General features: G+C 71.1%; 32 protein-coding genes. 10 read left to right on the top strand and 22 right to left on the bottom strand.

Features of this window, described 5'->3' with window-relative positions; all coding sequences use genetic code 11:
* Positions 1-45: 45 nt before the first annotated feature.
* Genes Q0812_RS01610 through Q0812_RS01595 form a run of 4 tightly spaced genes read right to left on the bottom strand, consistent with a single transcriptional unit; the run spans position 46 to position 5,456 of the window.
* Complete coding sequence (locus tag Q0812_RS01610) at positions 46-3,774, bottom strand: baseplate multidomain protein megatron (protein ID WP_302108546.1); 3,729 nt, start codon at positions 3,772-3,774, stop codon at positions 46-48.
* Positions 3,775-3,779: 5 nt separating this feature from the next.
* Positions 3,780-4,208, bottom strand: a complete 429-nt coding sequence (locus Q0812_RS01605) for a C40 family peptidase (RefSeq protein ID WP_302108545.1) — start codon at positions 4,206-4,208, stop codon at positions 3,780-3,782.
* Positions 4,205-4,858 carry a baseplate hub domain-containing protein gene (locus tag Q0812_RS01600; RefSeq protein WP_302108544.1) on the bottom strand — a complete coding sequence of 218 codons (654 nt, stop codon included), beginning with the start codon at positions 4,856-4,858 and terminating at the stop codon, positions 4,205-4,207. The genes Q0812_RS01605 and Q0812_RS01600 overlap by 4 nt, the downstream gene beginning before the upstream one ends.
* Position 4,859: 1 nt before the next feature.
* Positions 4,860-5,456 (bottom strand): phage distal tail protein, Rcc01695 family, encoded by a 597-nt coding sequence (locus Q0812_RS01595; RefSeq protein ID WP_302108543.1) that lies wholly within the window; start codon positions 5,454-5,456, stop codon positions 4,860-4,862.
* 80 nt (positions 5,457-5,536) lie between these two features.
* On the opposite strand from Q0812_RS01595, the gene Q0812_RS01590 reads away from it, so the two are divergent.
* Positions 5,537-6,004: a DUF805 domain-containing protein gene (locus Q0812_RS01590; RefSeq protein WP_302108542.1), complete on the top strand. Its 468-nt coding sequence runs from the start codon at positions 5,537-5,539 to the stop codon at positions 6,002-6,004.
* Between the two features lie 12 nt (positions 6,005-6,016).
* On the opposite strand, the gene Q0812_RS01585 is transcribed toward Q0812_RS01590, so the two are convergent.
* From Q0812_RS01585 to Q0812_RS01550, 8 genes are all read right to left on the bottom strand, one after another.
* Positions 6,017-6,559 (bottom strand): phage tail tape measure protein, encoded by a 543-nt coding sequence (locus tag Q0812_RS01585; RefSeq protein ID WP_302108541.1) that lies wholly within the window; start codon positions 6,557-6,559, stop codon positions 6,017-6,019.
* A complete protein-coding gene (locus Q0812_RS01580) occupies positions 6,549-6,728 on the bottom strand; it encodes a phage tail assembly chaperone (RefSeq protein WP_302108540.1) in 180 nt (59 codons plus the stop codon). The genes Q0812_RS01585 and Q0812_RS01580 overlap by 11 nt, the downstream gene beginning before the upstream one ends.
* Positions 6,725-7,003 carry a GTA-gp10 family protein gene (locus Q0812_RS01575; protein WP_302108539.1) on the bottom strand — a complete coding sequence of 93 codons (279 nt, stop codon included), beginning with the start codon at positions 7,001-7,003 and terminating at the stop codon, positions 6,725-6,727. Before Q0812_RS01575 ends, Q0812_RS01580 begins: the two co-directional genes overlap by 4 nt.
* Positions 7,004-7,420 carry a phage major tail protein, TP901-1 family gene (locus Q0812_RS01570; protein WP_302108538.1) on the bottom strand — a complete coding sequence of 139 codons (417 nt, stop codon included), beginning with the start codon at positions 7,418-7,420 and terminating at the stop codon, positions 7,004-7,006.
* Positions 7,420-7,845: a DUF3168 domain-containing protein gene (locus tag Q0812_RS01565; RefSeq protein ID WP_302108537.1), complete on the bottom strand. Its 426-nt coding sequence runs from the start codon at positions 7,843-7,845 to the stop codon at positions 7,420-7,422. Before Q0812_RS01565 ends, Q0812_RS01570 begins: the two co-directional genes overlap by 1 nt.
* 18 nt (positions 7,846-7,863) lie before the next feature.
* A complete protein-coding gene (locus tag Q0812_RS01560) occupies positions 7,864-8,160 on the bottom strand; it encodes a phage head-tail adapter protein (RefSeq protein ID WP_302108536.1) in 297 nt (98 codons plus the stop codon).
* A gap of 17 nt (positions 8,161-8,177) precedes the next feature.
* Positions 8,178-8,423, bottom strand: a complete 246-nt coding sequence (locus tag Q0812_RS01555; RefSeq protein ID WP_302108535.1) for a head-tail connector protein — start codon at positions 8,421-8,423, stop codon at positions 8,178-8,180.
* A gap of 227 nt (positions 8,424-8,650) precedes the next feature.
* Entirely contained in the window at positions 8,651-9,877 is a 1,227-nt protein-coding gene (locus Q0812_RS01550; protein ID WP_302108534.1) for a phage major capsid protein, read from the bottom strand.
* A gap of 129 nt (positions 9,878-10,006) precedes the next feature.
* Here Q0812_RS01550 and Q0812_RS01545 point away from each other — a divergent pair, with 129 nt between their 5' ends.
* Positions 10,007-10,162, top strand: coding sequence for a hypothetical protein (locus Q0812_RS01545; RefSeq protein ID WP_302108533.1), 156 nt, complete (start codon positions 10,007-10,009; stop codon positions 10,160-10,162).
* Here Q0812_RS01545 and Q0812_RS01540 read toward each other — a convergent pair.
* The 3 genes from Q0812_RS01540 to Q0812_RS01530 all read right to left on the bottom strand — a co-directional run bounded on the left by Q0812_RS01540 (position 10,148) and on the right by Q0812_RS01530 (position 11,772).
* Positions 10,148-10,723: a hypothetical protein gene (locus Q0812_RS01540; protein WP_302108532.1), complete on the bottom strand. Its 576-nt coding sequence runs from the start codon at positions 10,721-10,723 to the stop codon at positions 10,148-10,150. The genes Q0812_RS01545 and Q0812_RS01540 overlap by 15 nt on opposite strands.
* A gap of 90 nt (positions 10,724-10,813) precedes the next feature.
* Entirely contained in the window at positions 10,814-11,215 is a 402-nt protein-coding gene (locus Q0812_RS01535) for a hypothetical protein (protein ID WP_302108531.1), read from the bottom strand.
* The gene (locus Q0812_RS01530) at positions 11,209-11,772 is read right to left on the bottom strand and encodes a dihydrofolate reductase family protein (RefSeq protein ID WP_302108530.1); all 564 of its coding nucleotides are present in this window, start codon (positions 11,770-11,772) and stop codon (positions 11,209-11,211) included. Before Q0812_RS01530 ends, Q0812_RS01535 begins: the two co-directional genes overlap by 7 nt.
* Positions 11,773-12,593: 821 nt before the next feature.
* Here Q0812_RS01530 and Q0812_RS01525 point away from each other — a divergent pair.
* Positions 12,594-13,166, top strand: a complete 573-nt coding sequence (locus tag Q0812_RS01525; protein WP_302108529.1) for a DUF3885 domain-containing protein — start codon at positions 12,594-12,596, stop codon at positions 13,164-13,166.
* Positions 13,136-13,864 carry a DUF805 domain-containing protein gene (locus tag Q0812_RS13745; protein WP_425281534.1) on the top strand — a complete coding sequence of 243 codons (729 nt, stop codon included), beginning with the start codon at positions 13,136-13,138 and terminating at the stop codon, positions 13,862-13,864. Before Q0812_RS01525 ends, Q0812_RS13745 begins: the two co-directional genes overlap by 31 nt.
* 33 nt (positions 13,865-13,897) lie before the next feature.
* Here the strand turns inward: Q0812_RS13745 and Q0812_RS01520 are convergent, their stop codons facing one another.
* The 6 genes from Q0812_RS01520 to Q0812_RS01495 all read right to left on the bottom strand — a co-directional run bounded on the left by Q0812_RS01520 (position 13,898) and on the right by Q0812_RS01495 (position 17,861).
* On the bottom strand, positions 13,898-14,314 hold the full coding sequence (locus tag Q0812_RS01520; protein ID WP_302108528.1) for an HK97 family phage prohead protease: 417 nt from the start codon (positions 14,312-14,314) through the stop codon (positions 13,898-13,900).
* On the bottom strand, positions 14,311-14,520 hold the full coding sequence (locus Q0812_RS01515; protein WP_302108527.1) for a hypothetical protein: 210 nt from the start codon (positions 14,518-14,520) through the stop codon (positions 14,311-14,313). Before Q0812_RS01515 ends, Q0812_RS01520 begins: the two co-directional genes overlap by 4 nt.
* On the bottom strand, positions 14,520-15,680 hold the full coding sequence (locus tag Q0812_RS01510) for a phage portal protein (RefSeq protein WP_302108526.1): 1,161 nt from the start codon (positions 15,678-15,680) through the stop codon (positions 14,520-14,522). Before Q0812_RS01510 ends, Q0812_RS01515 begins: the two co-directional genes overlap by 1 nt.
* A 109-nt stretch (positions 15,681-15,789) precedes the next feature.
* Positions 15,790-16,908 (bottom strand): DNA-packaging protein, encoded by a 1,119-nt coding sequence (locus tag Q0812_RS01505; protein ID WP_482817135.1) that lies wholly within the window; start codon positions 16,906-16,908, stop codon positions 15,790-15,792.
* On the bottom strand, positions 16,883-17,272 hold the full coding sequence (locus Q0812_RS01500; RefSeq protein ID WP_302108525.1) for a hypothetical protein: 390 nt from the start codon (positions 17,270-17,272) through the stop codon (positions 16,883-16,885). Before Q0812_RS01500 ends, Q0812_RS01505 begins: the two co-directional genes overlap by 26 nt.
* A 112-nt stretch (positions 17,273-17,384) precedes the next feature.
* On the bottom strand, positions 17,385-17,861 hold the full coding sequence (locus tag Q0812_RS01495) for a YcgN family cysteine cluster protein (RefSeq protein WP_302108524.1): 477 nt from the start codon (positions 17,859-17,861) through the stop codon (positions 17,385-17,387).
* Between the two features lie 158 nt (positions 17,862-18,019).
* Here Q0812_RS01495 and Q0812_RS01490 point away from each other — a divergent pair, with 158 nt between their 5' ends.
* The 6 genes from Q0812_RS01490 to Q0812_RS01465 all read left to right on the top strand — a co-directional run bounded on the left by Q0812_RS01490 (position 18,020) and on the right by Q0812_RS01465 (position 24,865).
* Complete coding sequence (locus tag Q0812_RS01490) at positions 18,020-19,825, top strand: ABC-F family ATP-binding cassette domain-containing protein (protein ID WP_302108523.1); 1,806 nt, start codon at positions 18,020-18,022, stop codon at positions 19,823-19,825.
* Positions 19,826-20,536: 711 nt separating this feature from the next.
* Positions 20,537-21,541, top strand: a complete 1,005-nt coding sequence (locus Q0812_RS01485; protein ID WP_302108522.1) for an ABC transporter substrate-binding protein — start codon at positions 20,537-20,539, stop codon at positions 21,539-21,541.
* A 2-nt stretch (positions 21,542-21,543) separates the two neighbouring features.
* Entirely contained in the window at positions 21,544-22,287 is a 744-nt protein-coding gene (locus Q0812_RS01480; RefSeq protein WP_302108521.1) for an ABC transporter ATP-binding protein, read from the top strand.
* A gap of 8 nt (positions 22,288-22,295) precedes the next feature.
* A complete protein-coding gene (locus Q0812_RS01475; protein ID WP_302108520.1) occupies positions 22,296-23,069 on the top strand; it encodes an ABC transporter permease in 774 nt (257 codons plus the stop codon).
* A gap of 42 nt (positions 23,070-23,111) precedes the next feature.
* Complete coding sequence (locus Q0812_RS01470; protein ID WP_302108519.1) at positions 23,112-23,774, top strand: hypothetical protein; 663 nt, start codon at positions 23,112-23,114, stop codon at positions 23,772-23,774.
* Positions 23,771-24,865, top strand: a complete 1,095-nt coding sequence (locus Q0812_RS01465; protein ID WP_302108518.1) for a DUF2336 domain-containing protein — start codon at positions 23,771-23,773, stop codon at positions 24,863-24,865. The genes Q0812_RS01470 and Q0812_RS01465 overlap by 4 nt, the downstream gene beginning before the upstream one ends.
* Positions 24,866-24,871: 6 nt before the next feature.
* On the opposite strand, the gene Q0812_RS01460 is transcribed toward Q0812_RS01465, so the two are convergent.
* Entirely contained in the window at positions 24,872-26,077 is a 1,206-nt protein-coding gene (locus Q0812_RS01460; RefSeq protein WP_302108517.1) for a hypothetical protein, read from the bottom strand.
* Between the last annotated feature and the right edge of the window lie 56 nt (positions 26,078-26,133).

Raw genomic sequence — 26,133 nt, 5'->3', positions numbered from 1 at the left:
CAGATGGTCGGCCCCGACTTAGGCTATCGCCGCCGCGACGCAAGCCTACAGCGTCAGCCGCGCCGCCCGCCCCCAGCCCCGGACGTCCGAATACTGGCTCACCTCGATCACCAGCGGCGCGCCTCCCGCGGCGGCCAGGTCAGCGTCCTGATCCGCGCCGGCGTACGCCCACCGCGGCTCGGTCGTATCATCTTCCCGCAGGACAGCATCGCCCGCCAGCACCCGAACCCGATAGCGCTCGAACGCCTCGCCCAAAGGCGGCTCCAGGTCCCAGGCGTCGCCGCCGGTCCGGCCGCGCCGCACCCACGTCGCCTCCAGCCCGCCGTCGTGGGGCCGCGCCCTTAGATGGCAGGGCGCGAAGGGCCTGCCGGCGACGCCGCTCCAGGTCCGCTCCACGTCGGTGCTGAACACGCCCGCCGCCGCGCCATAGGGGCTGGCGCGCCACAGCATCGCATGCCCCCGCTCGTGCGCCGAGACCTCCAGCCTGGGCAGGCCCTCATCCAGCCACACGACCAGCGCGCCCGCTTGCGCGCCCTCAGCCGCCGCCTCCTCCGTGCCGGACACGCCGCGCAACAGCACGCTCAGCCGCCAGGCGCCGCCCTCCAGTAGCGCCGCTTCGGCGAAGTGCAGCAGCTCCCAGCCGCCGTTCAGCGCCTGTACCGCGATCAACCCCCGCCCACTCAGCGCCGCCGCCTCGCCCACGCCGGCCGGCGCAGCGCCCTCCAACTCCACCTCCAGCACGGAGGCCCGATCCCACAGGGCCGTCCCCGCGCCGGCCAGGGGCCGTGTCAGACGCCCGACCCTCGCCGGTGTCAGCACCTCGCCCCGCCGCGTCAACTCGCCCGGCCCCACACCCGCGTGAACCGCGAACGGCCGCCACGGCTCGGCCGCCACCACAGCCATTGGCCTATCGTCCGCGGCCCGCCCGGGCAGGGGCGGCAGGTCCAGCACCTCCAGCAGCGGCGGCCCCTGCACCGCTGTGGCCGTCCCGCCAGAGGGGTCGCCCGCCACGGCCCTGCGGGCCGCAAGCGCCGGCGCCAGCGTCAGATGCGGCGCTTCGTCCTGGGCCAGAGCCGCCACGCGCCACGCGCCGTCCAGACCGTCCACGGCCAGCACATCGCCGGGCTCCAGGCGCAGCATGGTCTCGGGCGCCGCCCACACGGTCGCCGCCTCGCCGCCCCTTGCCGTCTCCAGCAGATCGTGCGCCGCCGCCCGCGCCGTCTCGACCCGGCAGGCCAGTCCCAGGTCGCGCCTGATCGCGCCCGCGCCCCCCGTCCCTGCAACCTCGGTTACGCCCGCAACCTGGTGTTCGCGATCCGGATCAAGGAAGCGCACCAGGGCCGATCCCGGCGCCGTCGCCAGCACCCGTTCGCGCCGCAGGGTCAGGCCACGCGCATTCCGCGCCAGCGCATCGCCCGTCAGCTCGAGTTCCACCTTATCCGTCCGCGCCTTCAGCCGCAGACCGCCCCCCGGCGTCTCGATCAGGTCCGCGCCGCACGCCGCGCGAAGGTCCTCCAGCACGCCCGCGGGCGCCTCACCGCCCCAGGCGATCAGGCCCTCAACGCGCCGTGGCAAGGGGCCGCCGCCCTCGAACGCCACGCCCGCCCGGGCGATCACCTCGCCGAACAGGGCCTCGGCCTCGCCCACCAGCCGCCCGTTCAGCCAATGCCCGGTCCTCCAGGCCCCGCCGTCGCCCCACGCCTCGGTCTCGGCGGGAAAAGCCGGAAAGGGCCGCGCGTCCCAGCACCAGGCGTCCATGGCCTCGATCATGGGCCGGCCGGTCAGGGGCGAGACCGGGTTGTTCTCGGCCGCGCCATAGAAGCCCAGCAGCGCCGTCAGCGCCGCCCGCTGCACGGCGTCATCCCGCCCCCCGCTCGAAAACGGCGGCAGGGCGCTCTCGGCGCTCTTCGGGTCCAGGAACAGGTTGGGCGCGTTCGGGCCCTTGTCCACGGCGGCGCAGCCGAACTCCGCCAGCCGGATCGGCTTCGAGCCCGGAACCCAGTCGGTGGGCGTATCGGTGCGCACCCCGCCGGGCCGGTCGTAGTGTTCGTTCGACCACCACTCCAGCAAGGCCTTCGGCCGGAACACCCAGGGCTCTGCGTAGGCCCCATCCGTGATCGGCGTGCGGTCCTGCGCCTCGCGCGCGGCCTCGTCGGCATAGAACCAGTCGAAGCCCTCGCCGCCCCGGATCCGCGCCGCCAGATAGGTGGGGTCGTCCGCCCCGCCCCAACCCTCCAGAGCGTCCAGATGCTCAGGCCCGTCCCGCCAGTCCGTCAGCGGCGGGTACCAGTCGATGGCCACATGATCCACGCCCCCGTGCGCCCACAGAGGGTCCAGGTGAAAGGCCGCGTCGCCCGACCCATCCGGCGGCTGATGCCCGAAATACTCCGACCAGTCCGCCGCATAGGACAGGCTGCGCTCGGGCCCCAGCACCGTCCGGCACTCCGCCGCCAGGGCGCACAGCTGATCCACCGCGGGATAGACGCCGGACGCCGCCCGCAAGGTCGTCACGCCCCTCAGCTCCGACCCCAGCAACAGCCCGTCGGCGCCCGCCTCCACGGCCAGCGCTGCATAGTGCAGCACGAAGCGGCGCAGACCCTCCTCCTCCGGCCCGCCGAAGAACCCCTCCACCTCCTCCACGACAGCCGCCGTCCCGTCCGGGCTGCCCGGCCGCCCCGGCGCAGGGTCGCAGGTGATCCGCCCGCGCCACGGAAACGCCCCCTGCTCTTCGCCGCCATAGGGGTCCGGCAGTCCATTCCCCTCCGGCACGTCCATCAGCAGGAAGGGATGGATCACCACCTTCAGCCCGCGCGCCTTCAGCGCCTGGACCGCCTGCGCCACCGTCTGGTCCGAGGGCGTGCCGCCATAGTTGGCGCGGGCCTCGGTCTGGCTGATCTGGTGCGCCTCGCCCCGCTCCAGTCCCGCGACACGCCACGTCAGCGGCACGGTGTCCTTGGCCGCCGCGTCCACGCCCGGCCGGATGCGGCAATGCCCCACCCTCAGATCATCGCCGAACCAGGCGACCACCAGCGTCACCCGCTCCAGGTTCGGCGCGGCGGCAGTCAGCTGGTCCAGCGACGCCAGAAGGTCCGCCCGTCCCTCGGCGTTGTGCACGTTCTCCGGCCGCGAGCGGGTCAGCCCCTCGCGCCGCATGACGGGCTCGGTCGCATAGGCGAACTCGCCGCAGCCGGGGATCAGATTGACCCCGGTCAACAGGTCCTCCAGCCCCTCGCTCTCGCCGCGCGGCCGCCGGAACACCTCGAAGGACAGCTGCGGCAGGCGGTTGCCGTACGGCCCCAGCGGCAGGTCCTCGAACACCACATAGGCTGTGCCGCGATAGGCGGGCGCCGCGCCCTCCACCGCCTCGATCAGCGGGTCGGGCGCCTGACCCTCGTCCCCGCGATAAAGCCGCAGGTTGACGCCCGACAGTTCCATGGCCTTCCCGTCGGCCCAGACGCGCCCCAGCCCGTCGATCGGCCCTTCGCCCAGGCCCATGGCGAAGGACAGGGAATAGCGGCTCTCCTCGACCCGGGGCGTCTTGCCGCCGCCCGACCGCTCGGTGTGTTCCTTGAACCTCGCCGCCCAGATCAGCTGGCCTGGAACCCGCATGGTCCCCAGCACCAGGGGCATGGGCGTCCCCTCGGCCGTCGATGACAGGCGCAGTTCGCTCAAGCGCCCGCCCCGCCGCCTCGGCGGCTCCAGGGCGCCCAGCGCCATCCGGTCCAGCGTTGCGCCCGCCCAGGCGCCGATCTGGGTCAGGACCACCTGCGCCATCTGTTCTACCTCTCAGGAAACCGGAAGGCCGCGCCGATGCGGGCGCGCCACCAGGGGATCAGCCGGCTCTCGACGACACAGCGGCCCCAATAGGCGTGGATGACCCGCCCGCCTTCACCCGCTCGGCTCGTGATCGCCGCGTGGCGCATGGGCGCGCCCTCGTTCATGCGGAACAGCAGCACGTCGCCCGGCTCGGCCGCCGCCGGATCGACCGGCGTCATCCAGCGACCCAGCGCCTCGGCCAGCGCTTCGCCGCCCTCGCGTTCGGCCCAGTCGGGCGAATAGGGCGGCGGCGTCTCCGGCTCAGGGCCGACCGTCTCGCGCCACACGCCCCGGATCAGGCCCAGGCAGTCACAACCCCAGCCCTTCACGCTCTGCCGGTGACGATAGGGCGTGCCCAGCCAGCCGCGCGCCGCCTCCACCACCCGGCTCATCGGCGGCCGCCGTCGTGCCGCTCGCCCGCGGCCGGATACAGGGTCAGGAAGTCCTCGCCCGGGATGGACGGAAAACCTCGGAAGTTGTCCGTGTTGCCGAACAGGTCGCGACAGGTCTCGAAGCGCTGATCGCAACTCAGGCCCGCATAGGCCGGATCGCTCAGATCGACGCCACAGCGCCCGTCCCCCAGCCGTGCATCGCAACTGCGGGCATAGGTGCGTCCCGCCGGCCTGTTCAGCCGCGCCAGCGGCCCCTCCAGCTCGGCGGTGAAGGCCTGCCCCTCGCGCACGATGCGCCGGACGACTTGCGTCCACAGCCGAACCTTCAGCTGCGGCTGCTCCCAGTCCACCCGCCACAGGGCGACCTCGGCGCCGTCAAAGGCGCCCGCGTTCAGCAACGCCTCGTCCCGCCCCTCGCTGTCCAGCACCCCCAGGGCCGAGGCGTCCGCCGCCTGGCCCAGTTCGGCGCCCGCCGCCCCCGCCGTCAGCCCCGAGCCGGGGCGGCAGGTCACGCCGTCCACCTCCAGCGGCCGGTCGTGATCGGTGAAGCCCAGTCGTCCGCCGTCGGCGCGCGTCAGGATCCACGCATGGCACAGCTTCGCCGTCCCCTGCGCCATGCGCAGGGCCAGCGCGTCGGGAATGTCGCGCATCTCAGACCTTGATTTCGATCAGGGAAACCGCGGCCACCCGGCCGCTGTCGAAGCCTTCCAGCTGCACGTCGATGCGGTCGGCGTCGAAACGCACCGGCACATCGAACAGAAAGCCCGCGGTCACCGCCGCGCCCTCCGGCGGCGCCTCGGCCAGGGTGACGACCCCGGTCGTCTCATCCACCGCCGCGTCGGCCGCCTCGCCGTCCACCCCCACGACCACCGACGATCCGACCGGCTTGGTTATGATCCGCTCGCCCTTCCTCAACTGGAAGACCGTGGTCTCGCCGTCGCCGGTCCCGATGGCCTGGTCCGCGGCGCTGATCGGGCCGGTCGGACCACACGACTTGAAGTCCGTGAAGTCACGGAAACGAAAACCTGTCAGCCGTCCCCGCCGCGCCTCGAAGAAGGCGACCAGCTCCGCCGCCTCCTCCAGCGGCCGCACCGCGCCGCCGATCAGATAGCGTCGCCGACCCTTCGCCCAGGGCGTCGTGCGCCGCTCCAGCCCGGAGGCCAGGGTCGTAATCTCGGTCAGCCGCTCGACCCCGCTGGTCGAGCCGAAGGCCAGCCGCGCCGGCAGGCGCACCTCGTCAAAGGACATATTTCGCCTCGTGGGAGATTGTCGCTCGCTCAATGAGCGCCTACGCTCCCTGAACTCGGGCGTTCAGGGAGGGACAAACCGTGGACTTCAAAACACTTTATCTCAGCGCGGACGGGCGCATCGGTCAGAAGGACTTCTGGCTGGGCTGGCTGATTCTACTCGTCGCCGGCATTGTGCTGGGCATGATCCCCGTCATCGGCATGATCGTGTCGATCCTGCTGATCTGGCCGAACATCGCCGTCTACGCCAAGCGCCTGCACGATTTCGGCAAGTCCGCCTGGCTGGTGCTGATCCCGTTCGTGGTCAACGTCATCGGCCTGTTCCTCATGGGCGGGGCCATCTTCGCCGCCGTCGGCGGGGCCGCCATGACCGGAACCGACGAAGCCGCGGCCACCGCCGCCATGGCGGGCGCGGGCTCGGCGGGCCTGATCGGCCTGGTCCTGTTCGTGGTCAATATCGGCTTCCTGCTCTGGGTCGGCCTCAGCAAGGGCGATCCCGGCGAGAACCGCTTCGGCCCGCCGCGCACGACGCCCCTGATCGGCTCGTAATCGGCTTGTGATCTAGCGAACGCCCAGGCTCACGGCCCGCGCCAGAGCCTGGGCGATCTGCGCTTCCGAGCGCAACAGCTGGGCTGCATCGCCCTGCACCGTGACGTTCACCGTCACCGCCCGCCCGCCGGGGGCTTCGAGGCTCCCGGCGTGGCTGGGCCGGAACAGCTCCGGCCCCCGCTCGCCCACCAGATAGCTTCCGCTCGCCAGCACCGGCCCGCCGTCGGCCCGCGCGCCTGAAAAGGCGCCGCTGACCGCCTGGCCGATGGCCTCGGCAAGCTCGCCGCCCCCGCCAAGACTCCCATGGCCGCCATAGGCCGCGTTGACGGCGCCAAGCACCGCCCGCGCCAGTTCGGCCAGGCTGATCTCCCCGTCCGCCGCCGCGCGCGCCAGCGACCGGGCCAGGCTCGCCCCCGCCTCGGCGAAGCTGTCGTCGATGGCCTTGGCGGCCTCCTGCCCAGCCTGCTTCAGCGCCTCCAGCGCCGCCGCGCCCTCGGCCAAATTACGCTCACCCAGCGCTTGCTCATCCAGCGGGCGTTCCGTTTCAAACCTCATGCTCGCCTCCATCGGGCCAGCGCGCCATCAGCGCCTCCAGCCCATTGCGCTTCAGGCCCGCCTCGCCGCCGGTCAGCAGCCGCCATTCCCTCAGCGACAGCCGCCACAGGGCCTCCGGGCCGATCCCCAGCGCCAGCCCGGTCTTCAGGACCGCAGCCCAGTCCGTCACGGCGCCGCCGCCCGGAAGGCCGCCGCGATCGCCCGGGCCGCCTCCAGCGGCGTCACGTCCGACAGGTCCGCATCGCCCTCCGCGCCGCCCTTCAGCAGGGCCGCCAACACCGCCTCAACCTCCCGCGCACTCAAGCCCGCCATCCGCTCCGCCAGGGCCCCGGCCCCGCCGACCCCCAGCGCCGTTTCGATCTCGGCCAGGGCGCCCAGCGTCAGACACAGCCGCCTCATCCGGCCGCCCAGCTCGGCCTCCACCTCGCCGCGCACCCCGTTCATCTAAAGCGCCTCAAAGCTGATCTCGCCGGCGCTCGACAGGGTCAGGGCGAAGCTCGCCTCACCGTCGTGCTCGCCTGCGTATTCCAGGGCCGCCACCAGGAACGGCCCTTCCAGCACGCCGAAGTCCGGCACGATCAGCCGCCAGGTCCTCGCCGCCTGCTCGAAGAAGGCCTCCCGCACCAGGGCGTCGCTGGCTGCGTCGCGGAACACGCCCTGCCCCGACACGGCCGCCGACTTCACGCCCGCCCCGGCCAGCAGTTCGCGCCAGCGCCCGGCGCTGTCCGCATCGGTGGCGTCGACGCTGCGCGCGTTCAGCGAGATGGTCCGCGCCCTCAGGCCCGCCACCGTCGTGAACGCCTCCGGCTCGGCCCCGTCGCCGATCTTCAGCAGCAGATCCTTGCCCTTCTGCGCCCCCATCAGGCCGCCTCCTCTTCGATCAGCGGCTCGGTCACGGCCCTCAGCCGCACCACGCCATAGGTCGAGCGCCAGTCCGCGCCCCGGAACACGTCTGAGTAGGTGACCGCCGCGCTGACCAGCCGGTGCGCCTCCAGCGTCAGGTCCGCGTCATGCAGACGCGCGCGCACCGCCGCCGTCACCGCCTTGGCCTCCTCGGCGCCGCCGAAGCGCGACACGCAGGTCAGGGTCAGGGCCTGCTCCAGCCCGCCCGCCAGTCCCTCAAGGGACCGCGCCTCCAGCCGCCCCAGCACCAGGTACGGATAGAGCGGCTTTTCCGGCGGCTGGTCCCAGATGCGGGCCGGATCGCCCAGCAGGGCCTTCAGCGCCGCATCGCCGCGCAGGTGGTCGATCAGGCCCCTTTGCAGGGCCCGTTCAGGATCAATCATGGTGTGGACCTTTCGAGCTTACGGTTCGCGCCGCAGACGCAGCGTCATCCGGCCCAGTCTCGGCCGGTCCGGCTCGGCGTGGACGACGCGCCAGTCCGCGCCGCCCATGCGCACCCATCGCCCTTCGGTCAGGCGCGGGTCGGACCGGCACTCTGCAAGGCTTTCCGCGCTGCCGACGGGCGGCGCCTCGCCCGGCTTGTCCTCGCTTCGCCGCGTGGACAGCACGGTCAGCCACAGCCGCCCCAGTCTATTCAGCGCGCGCGTGCGCCCGCCCAGCGGCGTCTCGGCCTCCACCGCCTCGAACAGCTCGGCCAAGGTTCTGTCCACAGGCGTCACAGCCGCACCCGCCGCTGCTCGGGCGGCACCGGGCCGCCCTCCCGCCGGTCATAGGCCTGGGCGACCCGGCCCAGCACCGCCAGGCGCAGCCCCGGCGCCGAGCCGGCGTCCAGCACCACGCCCGCCTCGGCCTCCACGGCGGCCTTGGCCGCCTCGATCATCAGCTGGATCAGCCCGTCCTCGGCGTCGTGCTCGACACGCAGGAACAGCTTCGCCTCCGCCAGGGTCACGGGGTCGGTCATGAGGAATCTCTTATGTCTGGGGGTGTTCCCGCCCCCTCCACCGCCTTTCAGGCGGTCCCCCTCCCCCGCATGCGGGGGAGGAGATCAGGGTCGCGACACTCAATCCTCCCCCGTGAAACGGGGGAGGGGGACCACGCGCAGCGTGGTGGAGGGGGCGAGATCAGGCGCATAGGGCCGACGGCGAGCAGCGATCACTCGCCACTCGCCACTAACCACTCGCCAATTCCTCAGCTGGCGCTGAACTTCAGCACCTTCAGCGCATCGAAGTTCTGCACCCCGCCGCCCACGCGCTTGGTCGTGTAGAACAGCACATAGGGCTTGGCCGAGAACGGATCGCGCAGCACGCGCACCCCCGCCCGGTCGACGATCAGATAGCCCTTGCGGAAGTCGCCGAAGGCCACCGACAGGCTGTCCTCGGCCACATCCGGCATGGTCTCGATCTCCGTCACCGGATAGCCGAGCAAGCTGGCCTGCGCCCCCGGCTGCACCGCCGGGCTCCAGACATAGTTGCCGTCCGCGTCCTTGAACTTGCGGATGCGCGCCGCCGTCCTGCGGTTCAGCACGAAGCGGCCCTGCGCCCGGTACTGCGACTTGGGCGCATGGATCAGGTCGATCAGATCGTCCACCGGATCGTCGCCGAAATCCCCGTCCACGCCCGTGGCCACATAGCCGATCTTGCCCCAGGCGTGGGCGTTGTCGGCCACCGTCTCATAGGCCAGGAAGCCCTTGGGCTTGTTGGTCCCGTCGCCCAGCACGAAGGCCTCGGTCTCCTGGGCGGCGAAGGCGTCCTCCACCTCGGCGGCCAGCCATTCGTCCAGGTCCAGGAACGCGTCGTCCAGCAACCCTTGGGTCGCCGCCGGATTGGCGTAGAGGTCCGCCGCCGGAAACTCCAGCAGGGCCAGGGTCGCCGGATCGGTCTCAGGGCGCGCCGCCGTCTCGGCCACCCATCCGGCCTCCACGCCCGCCGTCGAGACCGGCTTCTTGAACACACCCTGGCCGATGGTCCTGACCGTGGCGATCTCGCGCATGGGGCTGGCCGCCATCAGCCGCCGCTCGATCAGCCGTTCCGTCTGGGCCGGTGCGATATAGCCGCCCGAGCTGGGCCCGGTGGACAGGCCCGCCTTCACCTCGATCAGGCCGTGCGCCGCGCCCGTCTTCAGATAGCCGGCGAAGGCGCTCTTGGCCTCGCCACCCATCCTGTCGGGGTCGTTAGCCGCCTCACCAATGGCTGGCCGCCGCGCCTCGCTCATGGCCCGGTCCAGGCGCCGCTGCGCCGCCTGCAGGGCCAGGTCGATGCGGCCCACCTTCTCCTCCAGCAGGCCGTCCCCGGCCTTCTGCTCCAGCGCCTCCAGCCGCTCGTCATTGGCCGCCTTGAAGGCCTCGAAGGCGGCCATCATCTCGTGCATGGCCGCGCGCGCCTCGGGGCTCGAGGCGGCTTGCTTGGTCTCTTTCATGGGTGCTCCAAATAAAAGGGGCGCGACCCCGTCGGCCGCGCCCCCCGCAAGACCCGGCGCCTCACGCGCTCGGGAATGATCGCCCCGCGCGGCCTCGACGAGCGGCGCGGGGTTTGTATTGCTGCGCCGATGACGCCCGAAGACCCGCCGCAACGCGACATCGGCCTGCCCGCCTTCCTCGGTCTCAGCCTGGTCTGGCTGATCCTCAAGGGTCTGCTGATCCTGATCCCGGCCGCGGCCGTGGTCGGTCTGCTCAGGCTGGCTTGGCGGTCAGTCTCGGGCTGACCGCCCCGCCGCGCTGAAGAAGGCCGCGGCCAGCAGCCACATGCCGGTGAAAACCGCCGAAGCGATCAATCCCTGCCACAGGCCGCGCGGATCCAGCTCCCAGGCGCCCGCCTGGGCCGCCACGGCCCCCATGGCCGCCTGCACGGCGCCGGCCGCGATCATCGCCCACATCATGCGCCGGGCCCGGCCGCGCGCCACGATGGCGCCGATCACCGCCGCCAGCGGCCCGGCGAACAGCCACAGGTTGGCCGCGTTGTCCTCGTCGCCGAAAATGCCCACGGCCAGATTGGCCCAGATCAGCAGGAAGGCGGTCCCGACCGCCGTCGCCACCCCGGCCCGATAGGACAGGGCGCCGCTCGCCCGCAGGGCCAGTTCAATCGTCCCGCAGGCGCTGAACAGCAGCACCCCGGCGAAGATGAAGTCCGATCCCGTCCAGTTCACCTCGCTGGTGAACCGCATAGCCACGGCCGGCGCCAGCAACAGCGCCCCCGCCCCGCCCCACATCAGGGCCCTCAGGGCCGTGTCGTACCACTGGCCCGTCTTCACCACGTCCGCCCGCATCGTCTCGCCTCCTCTGGCATGAGGCGCCGACCCTGCCGCAGCGGGCCGTGAGCGGCATGAGCGAAATGTGAGCAAGCGGTGAGAAACGACCTAGCCCAGAGCCTCCACCGCCGGCGCCCGCATCAGCAGGCGCCCCAGCGTGCCGTTCTCAGCCATCTGGTGATCGTCGATCATGCAGACGCGGCAGCTGCGCTTGTCGATCAGTACCGATGAGCCGTGCACCAGCGCATTCGGATCAAAGGGAATAATCTGCTGCACCCGCACCGACGAGCCTTCGTCATAGACGCCGGTCGCCAGCGTCGGCCGGAATGAATAGCCGCGGTCCTCCAGCGCATCCGTGGCCACCGCCACATAGTCGCACCGGGCCACCGCCGGTCCGGTGCAGCCGGGCGCCGCATGGTTGGTCGCCATCAGCAGCGCCAGCCCAGCCAGCACCGCGAACAGGGCGAACAGCCCCATTCCCAACGGCGCCGACATCCCCGGCTTCAGCATGGCGGCTCGCGCCGGTAATGCATCGCCACCGCCCCGTTGCTCATGGACCTGGCCGAGATCAGCGCCAGCCGCCGCGTCCGGGGCAACCCGCTCTCGAACAGGGTCGGGCCTCGCCCAACGATCCTGGGGTGGATCAGGAACCGGTACTCATCGATCAGGTCCAGCCGGTCCAGCGCCGCCGCCAGCTGGCCGCTGCCCAGCAGCACGCCGCCCGGCGTCGCCGCCTTCAGCCGCTCGACGCCGGCCCGCAAATCCCCCGCCAGATGATGGCTGTTGGTCCAGGGGAAGTCCGTCCGCGTGGCCGAGACCACATACTTCGGCTTGGTCTCCAGCTTGTCGGCCCAGTCTTGCAGGGCCGGCGGCGCCTCCACCTCGCGGCGCGCGACCAGCGGCCAGTAGGCCTCCATCAACTCATAGGTGACGCGGCCCCACAGCATGGCCCCGGCCTCGTCCATCAGCCGGGTGTAGAAGGCGTGGGTCTCGTCGTCGGCGATCCCCTCCTGGTGATCGACGCAGCCGTCCAGCGTGACGTTCATGCAGAAGGTCAGAAGTCCCATGGCGGCGAGCTTAGGTCGGGCAGCGGGGAAGGCCTAGTCGGGCGCATCGATCGAAGGGACTCACACCCCTTGGACACCCGCGATGATCAAGACGTACCAACCCCATGACGTAGGCCGCAAAGCCGACCGCCAGCACCACGAAGCACAAGTATTGCAGCACGCCGGCTCGGCGCGATGCGGCAAGCCCGGCCAGCAGCAGCAGGACGGAAAGCGCAGCCCACAGACCTTGCTTAGGGGTGATGATCGTAGAGCCCATCCGCTGAACGTGTCTCAGGGTTCTCCGCCCGGCAATAGCCACCACCCCGAACTCGCCCCCGGCAGCATGGGGAAGCTGATCATTACCGGCCATCACACAGACCTGAATTGTGGACGTCGCGAGAGTCCGCCAAGGGTGGGAAGCGGACATCTCCAACGCTAAGCTACGATCATGGCCGAATATTCGTGTTGGTTCTGCGACCGGGGGATCGAACGTTCCGACGACGGGGCGATCCTTGTGACGCTTGAGGGCCTATGGCGTTGGCACGATGGTCCCCGAACCAACGACGACCCGATCCAACAAGTCTATGCCCACTCCTCGTGCGCAAAGCAGCGACTGAAGGGAGCGACTATGGACATCGAACCTTCAGTGTTCGGCGAGGACGGCTAGTGTCCGCAATGGGTCGAGAGCGGTCATTCACTAATGACCCCGAACCTCGCCGCCGGCAGCATGGGAAAGCTGACCAGCGTTCTCGGCTGTTACACAGCGCCTGACAGCGGACCTCGCTGACGATCGCTAAGGGTGGGAAGCAGACGGCGCCACACTCTCCTGCTACGCTCCAACAATGTCATTCGAAAATGCTTGGGCGCAGTTTCACCGTGGTGAACGACCGATCGGCTGGATGCTGCTTGGCGAGGGAGCGGCAAACCATCTGCGCTTTCACTCACTCCCTGCGTCGAAACGATATGCCGACACGGACGAGGAACGCTCGTTGTTGTTGAGCCGCCAGAATGTGCTGGCTTCAGAAGTGCTGGGCGACCGCCCCTGTTGGCTCGTGCAAGCCCACTGGGTGTTGCTCGCCGGAGAACGGGACCTGGCAGATCAACACGATCCGTTCCGGGCCACGCGCGAGTGGAAACTGGATTTCGCTTTCGAGTTTCTTGAAGGCGATGGCGAGGAGGGGCGTCCTTGGCGGGTGTATGCCGCTCAAGTCCGCTGGTCACCCGGTCGTTTCGACGATCTGCTTCTGTCCATTGCCGATGAGAAGGCGGGGCCGACCTTATGGATGGGCGCGGATGGGGCTATCTTCGCTCCCTATGACGGCGGCGCTGACCTCTTCTTGAGAGACGCCGGGGCCGTTCAGCGGCTGGCGGCCCAACACTCCGAATGGCTACCGACGCATCCGCTCAATCTATAGGCCGGAAGGTCCGCAATGGGTCGGGAGCGTCATCCGCCAACCACCCCAAACCTCGCCCCGGCAGCATGGGAAAGCTGACCAGCGTTCTCGGCTGTTACACAGCGCCAGAAGGCGGACCGCATGGATTGCCGCTAAGCGTGGGATTCGGACGTCAGTTTTGCCGGTCGAGAGGGTCTGATACTCATTCCCGAAGGAGGGTCAGCATGAGCGGCAGGGTCGGACGGATCGAGTGGTGGACGACGTTCATCATGGCGAACATTGCCTCTGCTTGGGCTGTCGGGCTTCTGTATCGGGGCTTGTTGGCGGATGGCCAAGGGCTAGCGGATGCATCACTCCAGTCCACCATCCTTTTGGGACTCGGCCACGCTGCTATTCTGGCAATCGCCTTGGTAGTTCAACGGAACATCTCGATTAGACGCGCACACGATCGGGATGTCAGGCCAATCGCATTCTGGGCCTATGCAGCAACAAGTATGGTGAGCGCGGCAGTCAGTTTCGGCGTCTCCGCTTTCGATGGCTCTTTGCCTTTCAACCCCGCATGGATTTGGGTGCCCCAAGTCGTTGCTTGGGCGTGGGTGGCGATAGAGTTAGGGGCGCGGCCCGGCGACCCCGTGGCAAACCGGTGGGGACCAGTGCCGAAGCATCCCTTTGATGTGGCGTCGCCAAGAATGGACAACTACCGTCCGCCCCGGAACTGACTGCTCTGGAACCCCGCAAGGGGTCGTGATCCGTTATTCGCCAACGATCTGGAAGCGGGCCTTCGGCTCCATCGGAAAAACCACCAGCGACACCTCCCACAGCTCGATCTCGCTCAGCACGCGCAAACCTTCTTCCCGTCGCGCCCGTCGCGCCTGAAAACCGATGGACAGGCCGTCCACCGCCCCGGCCCTGGCCAGATGCGCGGCCACACGCGCCTCGTTCGACCAGTCCTCGATGACGCCGCTGACGAACAGGCCGGTCTCGTCCTCCTCCACCCGGTCCCAGCGCCCGACCACCGCCCGGCCGTCGTGCTGGTTCAGCATCTTCACCCCCGCCGCCCCCGTGCGCGCCAGGCTCTCGGCGAAGGCGCCCCTCTGCACCACGTCCCCGTTCAGGTCGGCCCGGCCCCACAGCGAGGCGTAGCCCTCAATCGCAACCGGCCCGCTCATCCCAGCCGCGCCTCGATCCGGGCCAGCGAGGCCCTGGCGGCCTTCGCCTGTTCCTCCAGCCGGGCCAGCCGCTCGTTCACCTGCGCCTGCTCGGCCACCCTGGCCTCCAGCGCGTCGATCCGCGCCGCCGCCGCTCCGGCCCAGAGCAGGGCCGCCGCCGCCTGAATGGCCAGGGTCACGGCCACCGCCACGGGACACCTGGCCATCAGCCCGCCTCCAGCCCGGCCAGCCGCCGGCGCTCCACATCCGTCAGGAAGCTCGCCGCCTCCAGCCGCGCCCACAGCGCGTCCCGCTCCGGCTGCAGGGCCGGCACGGCCTCCAGATCCGGCTCTATGCGCAAATCAGGGAAGCGCGGCGCGATCCAGGCCGTCATGGCGTGGGCGGTCTTTCTGACCAGCGGCGCCACCGCGCCGCGCCAGAAGGCGGCGTTGGCCTCGCGATAGTTGGCATAGGTCTGGTCGCCCGGAATCCCCAGCAGCTGCGAGGGCACGCCGAACGCCAGGCCGATCTCGCGCGCGGCGGCCGCCTTGCCGGCGATGAAGTCCATCTCGGCCGGGCTCAGCGACATGGCCCGCCACTCCAGCCCGCCCTCCAGCAGCAGGGGCCGCCCGGCGTTGGCCTGGCCCGCATGATCGGCCGCCAGCTCGGCCTTCAGCCGGTCGAACTGTTCGTCGGTCAGGCGCGTCCCGTCCTTGGCCCCATAAACGAGCGCGCCGGATGGCCGCGCCGCGTTGTCCAGCAGCGCCTTGTTCCAGGCGCCCGACGCATTGTGCACGTCGATGGCGAAGGCCGCCGCCTCCAGCGGCGAGAAGCCGTACCAGTCGTCCGCCGGGTTGAAGAGCTTCAGGTGCAGCACCGGCGAGAACCCGTCGCCCGCGCGCATCAGCCGGGTCGCCCGGCCGCCCACGGCGTATTCGTATCCGGCGGGCCAGCCGACGGGACCGGGGATCACCTTCACCCGGTCGGGGCGCAGGGCGTACAGCTCCTCCGGTTCGCCCTCGCCCACCGCCTCCAGATAGGCGTTGCCGCTGGTCTGCAGGTATCCGTACAGCTGCTCCAGCAGCTCGGCCCCCGCCTGCTCCGGATTGGGCCGCGCGATCAGCCGCGCCAGGGGATGATCGTCCCGCCGCTCGCCCTTCTCGAACACCGCCAGCGGGCACGACGCCGCCGCCTCGGCGATCATGCGCACACAGCGATAGGCCACGGCGTTCCTGGCGAAACCCTCGCGCGCCAGGCTCTCATAGTCCCTCGGCGTCCATACGGGCCGCCCCGGACCGCTCAGGGCGATCAGCGGCCCGGCCGCGCTTTCCTTGGTTTCAGGCGCGGCCTCGCGCCGCCGGCCGAACGGCCGCCGCCAGTCAATCATTGTCCTGCCTTGCCTATGTCCGCTCGCCCCCGCGCAAGCGGGGGCCCAGTTCTTTCCAGCCTGCGCTACGTCCGCAGGCTCAGCTTTCGCGGGAATGGGCCGGGGTTATTCAAACCCGCCTCAACCGCGGCCCCTCGCCGCCATGCCTCAGCATCAGGAACCTGAGCGCCCAGACCAGCGCATCCACCCGGTCAGGCGAGCGCTTCGATCCTTCCGCGCCAAAGCCCATCATCTCTTCCTCCAGGGCCTTCAGCCCCGGCGCGTGCGTGACCAGTCCGCGTTCGTACAGCGCCGCCACCGGCTCCGCCCGGGCGGCCTTGCCGGCCACGGCATGGACCGGCTTCACCGGGGCGCCGCACCCCGCCATATTCAGGATCTGCGTGACCATGTCGCCGCCCTGGTTGACCTCGGCGATGACCCAGTGGGCGCCGTAATCCGTCACGGCGCGGCTCACGGCATGACCCCATTCCAGCGGCTTTCGGCCCTTCACCGTGCGGTCGGCCAGCACATGGGCCCGGCCGTCCCTGACGCCCGCCACCACGATGCCGCAGGCGTCGCCGCCCGCCTTGGCGGGCGGGTCCAGCCCCACCACCACCGTCTCGCAGTCCAGCCGCGCGCACCCTTGCGCCGCCGCGATCATGTCGTGGGTCCACAGGCCGCCCAAGTCCTCCAGCACCTGGCCGTCCAGCTCCTGCGCCTCCAGCCGTGTGCCGCTGTAGAGCCGTCGCAAATCCTCCAAGAACCCCGGCGACAGATTGGCGGCGTTCAGCGCCGTCGAGACGCGCACCACCTCGGTCCCCGGCTCCTCCATCAGGCGCCGCAGGGCCGCCAGAGGCCTCGGCGTCGTCGTCACCAGCAGGCGCGGATCGTCCCCCAGCCGTAAGCCCATCCTCAGCATGGCCAGGGCCTGGCCGGGGTTCTTCCAGGCGCAGAACTCGTCGGCCCAGGCGGCGTGGTGCTGCGGCCCGCGCAGGCCGTCGGCGTCCTCCGCCGAATAGATGTGGGCCTCGGCCCCGCACGGCCACACCAACCGCCTGCGGCTCACCTCATAGCTGGGCCGCGTCAGGGGCGAGGCGACGGCCTTCAGGCCCGAGGGCCCCTCGATCATCACCTCGCGCACGTCGTGCAGGCTGGGCCCCACCAGGGCCAGCCGCGCCCCGGCCACGGCCTGGCGGTGCAGCCATTCAGCCCCCGCCCTCGTCTTACCCGCCCCGCGCCCGCCCAGCAGCAGCCAGGTCTTCCAGGAACCATCTTTGGGGCGCTGGTTCCGGTTCGACCAAGTCTTCCAGTCCCTCTCGACCAGAGCCAGCTCTGCGTCGCTCAGCGCGTTCAGCAGCTTCTTCTGCAAGGATCGACTGTCGAAGGCGAGTAAGGCGGCGCCAGATCTCCTCGCGCGCCTCGTCTTCGCTTCGGGCATCGGCCGGTTGATCCTCCGTCACCACACCCAGCTCGCGCAGCGCCACATGGGCCTTGACCACCTGGGCCAGGGCGCGGGCGCGCCGCTCCAGCTCTTCGACGTCGTAGGCCTTTGTGGCCTCCATCATCGCGCTGATCTCGGCGGTCAGAGCCGCCTGATCCAGTTTTGCGACCATGCCCGAAGGATAGCGGACCAGCGTCCACCACAGCGTAAGTCGGCGCGACTTTTCCGGCTTTCCAAGGCCCCGCAAGGCCGCGGCGCCCCGCCATGGGTGAACAGCGCCGGCGCTATTCCCCCTTCGCCTGCGTCCCTCGCTCCTCGACCCAGTCCGACGCCTCGTAGTCCAGCGCATCCTCCGGGTCGGCCAGGGTCTCTTCGCTTACGGTCTGGCCACGCACGCTGACGCCGGCCTGGTGCACCGTCTCCGGATCGCCCGAGACCAGCGGGTGCCACCAGGCCAGGGGCCGCCCCTCGTACAGCCGGCGGTAGGCGCAGGACCTGGGCATCCACTCCAGCGCCTCGATATTGCCGGGCGTCAGCTTGATGCAGTCCGGCACGTGCGTCTTGCGGTTGGCGTAGTCCGAACAGGCGCAGGCGTCCGGATCGAACAGCTTGCAGTGAACCCGCGTCGGGATGACGTCGCCGGTCTCCTCGTCCTCGAACCGCACCAGGCAGCACAGACCGCAGCCGTCGCAGAGGCGCTCCCACTCCTCGGGCGACATCTCGTCCAGCCGCTTCGTCTCCCAGTAGGGGCGGTCACCCATCTGTCTCCTCCCCTGCGGAGCGGGGGAGGGGGACCGCGAAGCGGTGGAGGGGGCGAGCGGCTGGCGAAACCTGTCTCATCTCGCGCCTAGTAGCTTGAAGCCCGCGACAAGTCTCCCGCGCGTATTGACCCGCCCCCCGCGCCTTGCGAGGGGGGCGCATGAGCCGCCCCGCCCCCATCCTGGCGCTGAAGGACGTCCGCCTCCAGGACGGTCCCCTGCCCCTGTTCGACGGCGTCGACCTGGCCATCGAGCCGCGCGACCGCGCCTGTCTGGTGGGCCGCAACGGCGCGGGCAAGTCGACCCTGCTCAAGCTCATCGCCGGGGTCATCGAGCCGGACTCGGGCGAGCGCACCCTGCAGTCGGGCCTGACCTTCGCCTATGTGCCGCAGGAGCCGGTCATCACAGGCGCCACCCTGCGCGACCACGCCACGTCCGGCGGCGCCCCCGCCTGGGAGGCGGACGCCCGCCTCGGCGACTTCGGCCTTGATCCGGACAAGTCCACGCAAGGCCTGTCCGGCGGCGAGATCCGCCGCGTCGCCCTGGCCAAGGCCTTCGCCGAAGCGCCTGACCTCATCCTGCTGGACGAGCCCACCAACCACCTGGACATCCTGGCCATCGACACGCTCGAGACCATGATCCAGGTCTCGCCGGCCGCCGTCCTGACGGTCAGCCACGACCGCGCCTTCCTCAACCGCATCACCCGCCGCTGCTTCTGGCTGGAGGGCCGGCGCGTGCGCACCCTGGACCAGGGCTTCGCCGTCTTCGACGCCTGGTCGCGCAAGGTCATGGAGGAGGAGGCCGAGTCCCTGCGCCGTCTGACCAAGAAGATCGAGGCCGAGACCTACACCTTCTACCGCTCCATCACCGCCCAGCGCACCCGCAACGAGGGCCGCGCCCGCCAGCTGGAGCAGCTCCGCTCCGAACGGGCCCGCCGCATGGCCGACCTGCCGCGCGAGCTGGTCGCCGGCCTCGACGCCGGCCAGACCTCGGGCCGCTTGGTCGCCGAGCTCAAGGGCGTCTCCAAGCGCTTCGGCGAGCGGACGGTCCTCAAGCCCTTCTCCACCCGCGTCATGCGCGGCGACCACCTGGCCATCGTCGGGCCCAACGGCGCCGGCAAGACGACCCTGCTCAAGATCCTGCTGGGCGAGCTTGAGCCCGACGCCGGAACCGTGCGCCTCGGCGCCAATCTCCAGGTCGTCTATCTCGACCAGGCGCGCGACGATCTGAAGTCCGACATGACCCTGTGGGACGCCCTCACCCCAGGCGGCGGCGACAGCATCCTGGTGCGCGGCGAGAGCCGCCACGTGGCCGGTTACGCCAAGGACTTCCTGTTCCGCGAGGCCCAGCTGCGCCAGCCCGTCTCCACCCTGTCGGGCGGCGAGCGCAACCGCCTGCTGCTCGCCCGCGCCCTGGCCCGGCCCGCCAACCTGCTGGTGCTGGACGAGCCCACCAACGACCTCGACATGGAGACCCTGGACCTGCTCGAGGGTCTCTTGGCCGACTACGACGGCACCCTGATCCTGGTCAGCCACGACCGCGACTTCGTCGACCGCCTCGCCACCTCCACCATCGCGCTCAATGGCCGCGGCGACGTGGTCGAGACGCCCGGCGGCTGGTCCGACTTCGTGCGTCAGAACCCGGGCTTCTTCGCGCCTCCCCCGCTAGGGGGGGAGGGGGACCGCCTGAAAGGCGGTGGAGGGGGCAAGCCGCAGGCTCCAGCGCCAGCCAAGAAGCTCTCCTACAAGGACGCCCGCCGTCTCGAAGAGGCCGAGGCCGAAATGGCCGCCCTCCCCGCCGACATCGCCGGGCTTGAGGAGCGTCTGTCCGACCCCGCCCTCTACGCCCGCGATCCGGCCGCCTTCCAGCGCCTGACCGCCGAGCTCGACGCCGCCCGCGCCCGTCTCGCCCGCGCCGAGGAGGACTGGCTGGAGCTCGAGGAAAAGAAGGCGGCTCTGGGGGTCTAACCCCTATTCCGCTCATCCCCGCGCAAGCGGGGATCCAGTTCTGTCCAGCTTGGCGGCTCGGATCGCCGGATCAGCTCATCTGCACCCTAGGCCACCCACAGGACTGGACCCCCGCTTGCGCGGGGGTGAGCGGTTGATATGGAGGGCTCGCCCCGCCTGACCTCGCATTCCTGCCTGAACAGCGAATCCTGTGGAAAACGCAAGGCGCTGACTCAGCGAGCCTTCTTCGCCGATCTGCACAGATTTTGCGGGGATATCCACCGGCGGCCCACGCGGCATGCGCGTTAGGTAGTTATGCGGAGCTTGCCTCATAGTCGGTTTCGCGGGAACGTCAACGGGCCGAGGGACACCACGGCGCGGAAATCCGGGGAGACCCGGGCTTCAAGCGGGTGGGTCCAGCTCTCTGATCCGGCTGCGGGGGAACCCGCGGGAAGGACAGGGCCCAGGCTTCAGCGGTCCTCGGACCGCTGGGGAACCGGGTCGGGATCGACAGGTGTTCGGGTTCGCCCGTTCCCCTCTCGGACCTGAGCTGATTAGGCACGGAGACGACAGCGCCGGTTCGCCGCCGCATCCGATCCGACCTGGACCCAAAGGCCAAGTCCAACCCGGACTTGGCGAGGGGACGAGGCCAAGGGTTCGCCCGGACGCTTCGTCCCCTCGCTCAATTCCGGCCCCTTCTCTTGCGGGCCTCACGCCCTTAAGCTTCGCCCCATGGGTCCGGGGATTCTCGACAGACGCACGATGCTGGCCGGGGCGGGCGCCCTGGCCCTGGCCGCCTGCGAACGCACCCCCGCGCCGGTGGACGAGTCCGGCCGCGTGCGCATCCGCTTCGCCACCGACTGGCGCGCCCAGGCCGAGCACGGCGGCTTCTACCAGGCCCTGGCCACCGGCCTCTACGAACGGCGCGGCCTCAACGTCCAGATCATCCAGGGCGGCCCGGGCGTGAACGTGCCCCAGCTGCTCGCCTCCACGGCGGTCGAGCTGGGCATGGGCTCCAACAGCTTCATCGCCATGAACCTGGTGGCCGAGAACGCCCCGGTGAAGGCCATCGCCGCCTACTTCCAGAAGGACCCCCAGGTCCTCATCGCCCACCCGGACCCGGCGCTGGAATCCATCGCCGATCTGCGCGGCCGGCCCATCCTGCTGGCGGACGCCTCCATCACCGCCTTCTGGGTCTGGCTCAAGGCCAAGTACGGCTTCACCGACGACCAGATCCGCCGCTACACCTTCAACCCGGCGCCCTTCCTGGCCGATCCCCGCGCCGTGCAGCAGGGCTATCTGACCAGCGAGCCCTACATCATCGAACAGGCCCTGGGCCGCCCGCCGCGCGTCTTCCTGCTCGCGGACGAGGGCTATCCGTCCTACGCCTGCATGGTGCTGGCGCCCGACGCCTTCGTACGCGACAACCGCCGCGCCACCGACGCCTTCATCGAGGCCAGCACCGAGGGCTGGATCAGCTATCTGACCGGCGACCCCCGGCCCGCCGACGCCCTCATCCTGCGCGACAACCCCGAGATGACCCAGGACCTGCTGGATCAGGCGCGCGAGATGCTGCGCACCTACGGCGTCGTCCTCGGCGAAGACGGAACCGCCCGTCCCGGCGCCATGACGGCCGAACGCTGGCGCGAGTTCTTCGAGGTCACCTCCGCCCAGGGGGTCTATGACCCCGGCCTGAACTGGCGCAAGGCCTTCGACAACAGCTTCGTCTCCGCCTGACCATGGCGCTGCTGCGCCTCCGCGGCGTAGAGGTGGCCTACGGCGGACGCCCGGCGCTGGGGCCGCTCGACCTTAGCATCCAGCCGGGCGAAAGCCTGGCCCTCGTCGGCCCGTCCGGCTGCGGCAAGTCCACGGCCCTTCGCCTCATCGCCGGGCTCGAGGCCCCCACGCGCGGCGCGCGCGAGGCGGACCTGACCGGCCCCGCCATCGGCATGGTCTTCCAGTCGCCGACCCTCGCGCCCTGGCTCGACGCCCGCGCCAACGTGGCCCTGCCGCTGATCCTTTCGGGCGCCGCCCGCCGCCCGGCCGGGGATCAGGCCGAGGCCGCCCTCGCCCAGGTGGGCCTGGCCCAGGCCGCGCGCCTCCACCCTCACCAGCTGTCCGGCGGCATGGCCATGCGCGTCGCCCTGGCCCGCGCCCTGATCGCCCGGCCCCGCCTGCTCCTGCTGGACGAGCCCTTCGCCGCCCTCGACGGCCTGACGCGTCGCGCCCTCATGGATCAGGTCCAGGCGCTCCAGGCCGAGACGGCCTGCGCCCTCGTCTTTGTCAGCCACGACCTTGAGGACGCCTGTTACATGGCCGACCGGGTGCTCGTCCTGACCAGCGGCCCCGGCCGCCTCCAGGCCGAGGTCGCCGTCCCGGCCCCCCGGCCGCGCCCCGACGGCTTCCGTGGCTCAGAGCCCTTCCTCGGCGCCGTCGCCGCTGTCGAGGCCGCCGCCCGCCAGGGCTGGAGGGCCGCCCCATGATAGGCCCCGTGAGGCGCCTCCTGCCCGCCCTGCTCGGCCCCCTGCTGCTCCTGCTGTTGTGGGAGGGGTTCTGCCGGCTGACCCAGCCGCCCCCCTATCTCCTCCCCTCGCCCACCCTGATCTGGGCCGCGCTTCAGGACACCTGGCCGGTGCTGCTGGCCTCGGCCGGCACGACCTTTCTGGTGGCGCTCAAGGGCCTCGCCATCGCCGTCATCCTCAGCCTGATCCTGGCCGCCGCCCTGTCCCTCAGCCCCTTCGCCGAGCGCATGGTGCGCCCCCTGGCCATCGCCCTGTCGGTCACGCCCGTGGTCGCCATCGCACCCCTGCTGGTGGTCTGGGCCGGGCTCGACCATGCCGGGCGGGCCACCGTGGCCCTGGCGGCCATCGTCGCCTTCTACCCCGTCTTCTCCGGCGCCCTGACCGGCCTCAAGGCCGCCGATCCGAACCTGGAGCGCCTCTTCAGCCTCTACGGCGCTTCGCCCCTTCAGCGGCTCGCCCGCCTGCGCGCCCCCTCGGCCGTGCCCCATCTCATTGAAGGCGTGCGCGTCTCGGCCAATCTGGCGGTGGTCGGCGCCGTGGTGGCCGAGTTCGTCTCCGGCTCGGGCGCCCATCAGGGCCTGGCGTTCAGAATTCTTGAGGCGGGCAATCGCCTGCGCACGGCCGAGATGTTCGGGGCCCTTCTGGTCCTGACCCTGCTGGGCCTTGCCCTCAACCTCGTCCTGCAACGGCTCGAGCGGTCCGCGTTCGCCTTCTGGAAAGGATCGGCGTTAGGCCGCGATTAAGGCCCTGATCCTTAACGTGGAGGCTCTGTCGGGAAGTCCGCTATGCGCCGCGCCACAGCCATTCTGATCGGCCTCGCCGCCCTTGCCGGGGCGTCCCAGGCGTTGGCCCAGGCCGCACCCCAGGCCGTCGCTCGTCCGTCCGAGCGCATGGGCCTGCGCTACCTCACCTGGCCGGGCAAGCCCGCGACGCCCGCACGCGCGGCGGCTCCGGCGACCGCTGCTCCGACGCCCAGCGCTCCGGCTCGCCGCCCCAACCGTCCCATCGGCGCCCCACTCCAGGCCGCGCCCGTTCAGCCGCTCCAGGCTGCTCCGGCGCCGGTCATGGCCGCGCCGCCGCCCGTGGTCCAGCCCGCAGCCGCGCCCGCGCCCCAGCGGCCCCAGCCGGTCCCGGCCGCCGATCCCATGGCGCCGCGCCGTGACGCGCCCATCTTCCGGCTGACCGGCGCCCAGGGGCCCGCCGCCGCCCCTGCCCAGCCGCAACAGCCCGCCGCGCGCCCCGACGGCGTGCGCTTCTACTCCACGCACCGCGAGCAGGGCCGCCAGCCCGACCCCATCGCCATGCCCGCCTCCATCGACCTGAACGATCCCCCCTCGGAACTCGTGTCGGTCACGACCGAGACCCAGGATCTGGCGGCTCCGCCCGAGGCGCCCGCCGTCGTGCGCAACGGCCGCATGGTGGCCGCCGTCGAGAGCGACCTGCCGTGACCGAGACGCGTCTGACCGACCTCATCGCCCTGGCCAAGGAGCCATCCAGCGAGAAGCGGCGCGAGCTGCTGCGCGAGGTGACCGACATCTTCTTCGGCGCGCCCGCGCCCGCCTCTGGCGCGGAGAACGACCTCTACGGCGCCGTTCTGGCCCAGCTGTCGCGCGACATGGAGGTGGCGGTCCGCGCCGAGCTGGCCGCCCGCTTCGCCCCCTCGCCCCATGCGCCCCTGCAACTGGTGCGCACCCTGGCCATGGACGAGATCGACGTGGCCGCCCCGGTGCTCAGCCAGTCGCCGGTGCTCACCGAACAGGATCTCATGCGCGTGGTCAGCGAGCGCGGCCAGGATCACCTGCGCGCCGTCTCGGTCCGCCCCGAGGTGTCCGAGGCCGTCGCCGACGTCATCGTCGAGCGGGGCGACGATCAGACCCTGAACGTGCTCCTCGCCAACGAGGGCGCCGTCCTGTCGCGCAAGTCGGCCGAGACGGTGGTCGACCGCGCCCAGGCCAACCCCGCGCTGCACCAGGCGGTGGTCAACCGCGCCAGCCTGCCGCCTGATCTGCTCAACGAGATGTACTTCACGGTCGAGGCCTCCCTGCGCGCCCGCATCCTGCAGCAGAACGCCACCCTCGACCCCGCCGCCCTGGAAGCCGCGCTTCACGCCGGGCGCGACCGCGTCGCCCGCCTCGACGGGGCCCTGCCGGCCGACTACGCCGAGGCCGAAGCCTATGTGAAAGAGATGCAGGCCGCCGGGCAGCTGACGCCGCAGATGCTGGCCCGCTTCCTGCGCTCGGGCGGCCAGACCCACTTCCTCATCGCCCTCAGCCAGCTGGCCGACATCGATTTCGTCACCGCGCGCCACATCGTCAGCCGGCGCCAGCTCGACGCCCTGGCGGTGGTCTGCCGCGCCGCGGATCTGGACCGCGGCCTGTTCCTGACCTGCGCCCTGATCCTGCTCAACGACGACGGCGAGGCCATGGGCAAGGCCCAGCAATACGGTCGCCTCTACGCCGAACTGCCGCGCGACGCGGCCCTTCGCACCCTGCGTTTCTGGAAGATGCGCCGCGGCGCCGATCTGGCCGCCGCTGCGTAATAAGGCCTAGGGCGCGGCGCTGCCCTGCGGGGCTTTCAGCTCGGCCCCGGCGCGACGCGCCAGGTCGAACAGATCGGCCTCCTTGAGAATGTCCTCGGCCTCCAGCAGCGCCATGTCCGCGCCCGGCCGCCGTTCGCCGCTCAACCGCGCCAGGGCGATCTGATCGATGGCCCAGCGCAGCCGCTGGGCCTGACTGCGCGGCGCGCCCAGGCCCGTGACCAGCTCGCGCTTCAGCCGCTGCGCCCTTGCCGGGTCCCTGGCCGCCCGGCTCAGCCGCGCGTCCAGCCAGGCCGCCCTGGCCCGCAACTCCACATGGGCGCCATCGCCGCCGGCGCCCAGCGCCGCGCGCGACAGATGCGCCAGCCCGTCGGCCCCGGCCCGCTCCAGGGCCAGGCCCAGGCTCAGGTTCACCGCCACCGCGTCCAGGGGGCTGTGGTCCTCGGTGAAGACCTCGGCGGCCGCCTCCATCAGGGCCAGGCCCCGCTCGACGCCGGCGTCGTCTCCGGCCCATTCCGACAGGAACGACAGGCCCGCCCCGCACAGCGCCAAGGCCCGCGCCCGCGTCAGGGGCCTCAAGTCCTCGTCGTTCTCCTCCACGATCAGGCGCAGATCCTCGCCCGCCTGATCCAGCAGCTCCGGTTGTCCCAGCTTGACGCCGGCGATGAAGGCCAGCCCGGATCGCGCCAGCAGCGCCTCGGCCGCGTCCGGCTCCGTCGCGCGCAGCGGCCGCAGCTTCTCGCAGGCCGCGTCCAGCAGGGCTCCGGCGGCCAACAGACCCTCGGCCGTTTCTTCGGCATAGGCGTCCAGCGCGGCCTTGCGCCCCACCAGACCCGCCAGCGCAGCCGCCTCCACGGGGGTCAACCGGTTGCCGCCACAGGCCGTGATCGCCGCCTCCAGCCGCTCGCGCACAGCCGACAGGCCGAACAGCTCGGCCCTCAGCATCAGGGTTCGCGCCAGGTCCAGCCGCGCCGCGCGCAGCCGCCGCCCGCGCGCGCCGGCGATCTCACGTTCGGCCAGGCTTTCGGCCCGATCCAGCGGCGCCTGCCGTCCGGTCCGCCGCGCCTGCTCACGCAGCACGGCCGTCGCGGCAAGGGGCTTGGCGCCCGCGGCCTGGGCCGACAGCAGCTCCAGCGGCGCCAACTCCAGCGCCGAGGCCGCCGTCATGGCGTCCGCGCCGGCCTGGCCGAACAGCACTTTCAGGGCTTCGATCATGCGCCTCGCCAACCAGCGGCGTCCCAGCTTGGTTCGCCGCTCCCTTTCCGCACTTG

This window comes from Peiella sedimenti (assembly GCF_030504955.1).
GTDB lineage: Bacteria > Pseudomonadota > Alphaproteobacteria > Caulobacterales > Caulobacteraceae > Brevundimonas > Brevundimonas sedimenti.
This window is presented reverse-complemented; position numbering and strand designations above follow the sequence as displayed.

Bases quoted from the DNA above. Each gene is read 5' to 3' on its own strand.
- Q0812_RS01610 (WP_302108546.1), bottom strand. From the start codon at position 3,774: ATGGCGCAGGTGGTCCTGACCCAGATCGGCGCCTGGGCGGGCGCAACG.
- Q0812_RS01605 (WP_302108545.1), bottom strand. From the start codon at position 4,208: ATGAGCCGGGTGGTGGAGGCGGCGCGCGGCTGGCTGGGCACGCCCTAT.
- Q0812_RS01600 (WP_302108544.1), bottom strand. From the start codon at position 4,858: ATGCGCGACATTCCCGACGCGCTGGCCCTGCGCATGGCGCAGGGGACG.
- Q0812_RS01595 (WP_302108543.1), bottom strand. From the start codon at position 5,456: ATGTCCTTTGACGAGGTGCGCCTGCCGGCGCGGCTGGCCTTCGGCTCG.
- Q0812_RS01585 (WP_302108541.1), bottom strand. From the start codon at position 6,559: ATGAGGTTTGAAACGGAACGCCCGCTGGATGAGCAAGCGCTGGGTGAG.
- Q0812_RS01575 (WP_302108539.1), bottom strand. From the start codon at position 7,003: ATGAACGGGGTGCGCGGCGAGGTGGAGGCCGAGCTGGGCGGCCGGATG.
- Q0812_RS01570 (WP_302108538.1), bottom strand. From the start codon at position 7,420: ATGGGGGCGCAGAAGGGCAAGGATCTGCTGCTGAAGATCGGCGACGGG.
- Q0812_RS01565 (WP_302108537.1), bottom strand. From the start codon at position 7,845: ATGATTGATCCTGAACGGGCCCTGCAAAGGGGCCTGATCGACCACCTG.
- Q0812_RS01555 (WP_302108535.1), bottom strand. From the start codon at position 8,423: ATGACCGACCCCGTGACCCTGGCGGAGGCGAAGCTGTTCCTGCGTGTC.
- Q0812_RS01550 (WP_302108534.1), bottom strand. From the start codon at position 9,877: ATGAAAGAGACCAAGCAAGCCGCCTCGAGCCCCGAGGCGCGCGCGGCC.
- Q0812_RS01545 (WP_302108533.1), top strand. From the start codon at position 10,007: ATGACGCCCGAAGACCCGCCGCAACGCGACATCGGCCTGCCCGCCTTC.
- Q0812_RS01540 (WP_302108532.1), bottom strand. From the start codon at position 10,723: ATGCGGGCGGACGTGGTGAAGACGGGCCAGTGGTACGACACGGCCCTG.
- Q0812_RS01535 (WP_302108531.1), bottom strand. From the start codon at position 11,215: ATGCTGAAGCCGGGGATGTCGGCGCCGTTGGGAATGGGGCTGTTCGCC.
- Q0812_RS01530 (WP_302108530.1), bottom strand. From the start codon at position 11,772: ATGGGACTTCTGACCTTCTGCATGAACGTCACGCTGGACGGCTGCGTC.
- Q0812_RS01525 (WP_302108529.1), top strand. From the start codon at position 12,594: ATGTCATTCGAAAATGCTTGGGCGCAGTTTCACCGTGGTGAACGACCG.
- Q0812_RS13745 (WP_425281534.1), top strand. From the start codon at position 13,136: ATGGCTACCGACGCATCCGCTCAATCTATAGGCCGGAAGGTCCGCAAT.
- Q0812_RS01520 (WP_302108528.1), bottom strand. From the start codon at position 14,314: ATGAGCGGGCCGGTTGCGATTGAGGGCTACGCCTCGCTGTGGGGCCGG.
- Q0812_RS01515 (WP_302108527.1), bottom strand. From the start codon at position 14,520: ATGGCCAGGTGTCCCGTGGCGGTGGCCGTGACCCTGGCCATTCAGGCG.
- Q0812_RS01510 (WP_302108526.1), bottom strand. From the start codon at position 15,680: ATGATTGACTGGCGGCGGCCGTTCGGCCGGCGGCGCGAGGCCGCGCCT.
- Q0812_RS01500 (WP_302108525.1), bottom strand. From the start codon at position 17,272: ATGGTCGCAAAACTGGATCAGGCGGCTCTGACCGCCGAGATCAGCGCG.
- Q0812_RS01495 (WP_302108524.1), bottom strand. From the start codon at position 17,861: ATGGGTGACCGCCCCTACTGGGAGACGAAGCGGCTGGACGAGATGTCG.
- Q0812_RS01490 (WP_302108523.1), top strand. From the start codon at position 18,020: ATGAGCCGCCCCGCCCCCATCCTGGCGCTGAAGGACGTCCGCCTCCAG.
- Q0812_RS01485 (WP_302108522.1), top strand. From the start codon at position 20,537: ATGGGTCCGGGGATTCTCGACAGACGCACGATGCTGGCCGGGGCGGGC.
- Q0812_RS01480 (WP_302108521.1), top strand. From the start codon at position 21,544: ATGGCGCTGCTGCGCCTCCGCGGCGTAGAGGTGGCCTACGGCGGACGC.
- Q0812_RS01470 (WP_302108519.1), top strand. From the start codon at position 23,112: ATGCGCCGCGCCACAGCCATTCTGATCGGCCTCGCCGCCCTTGCCGGG.
- Q0812_RS01460 (WP_302108517.1), bottom strand. From the start codon at position 26,077: ATGATCGAAGCCCTGAAAGTGCTGTTCGGCCAGGCCGGCGCGGACGCC.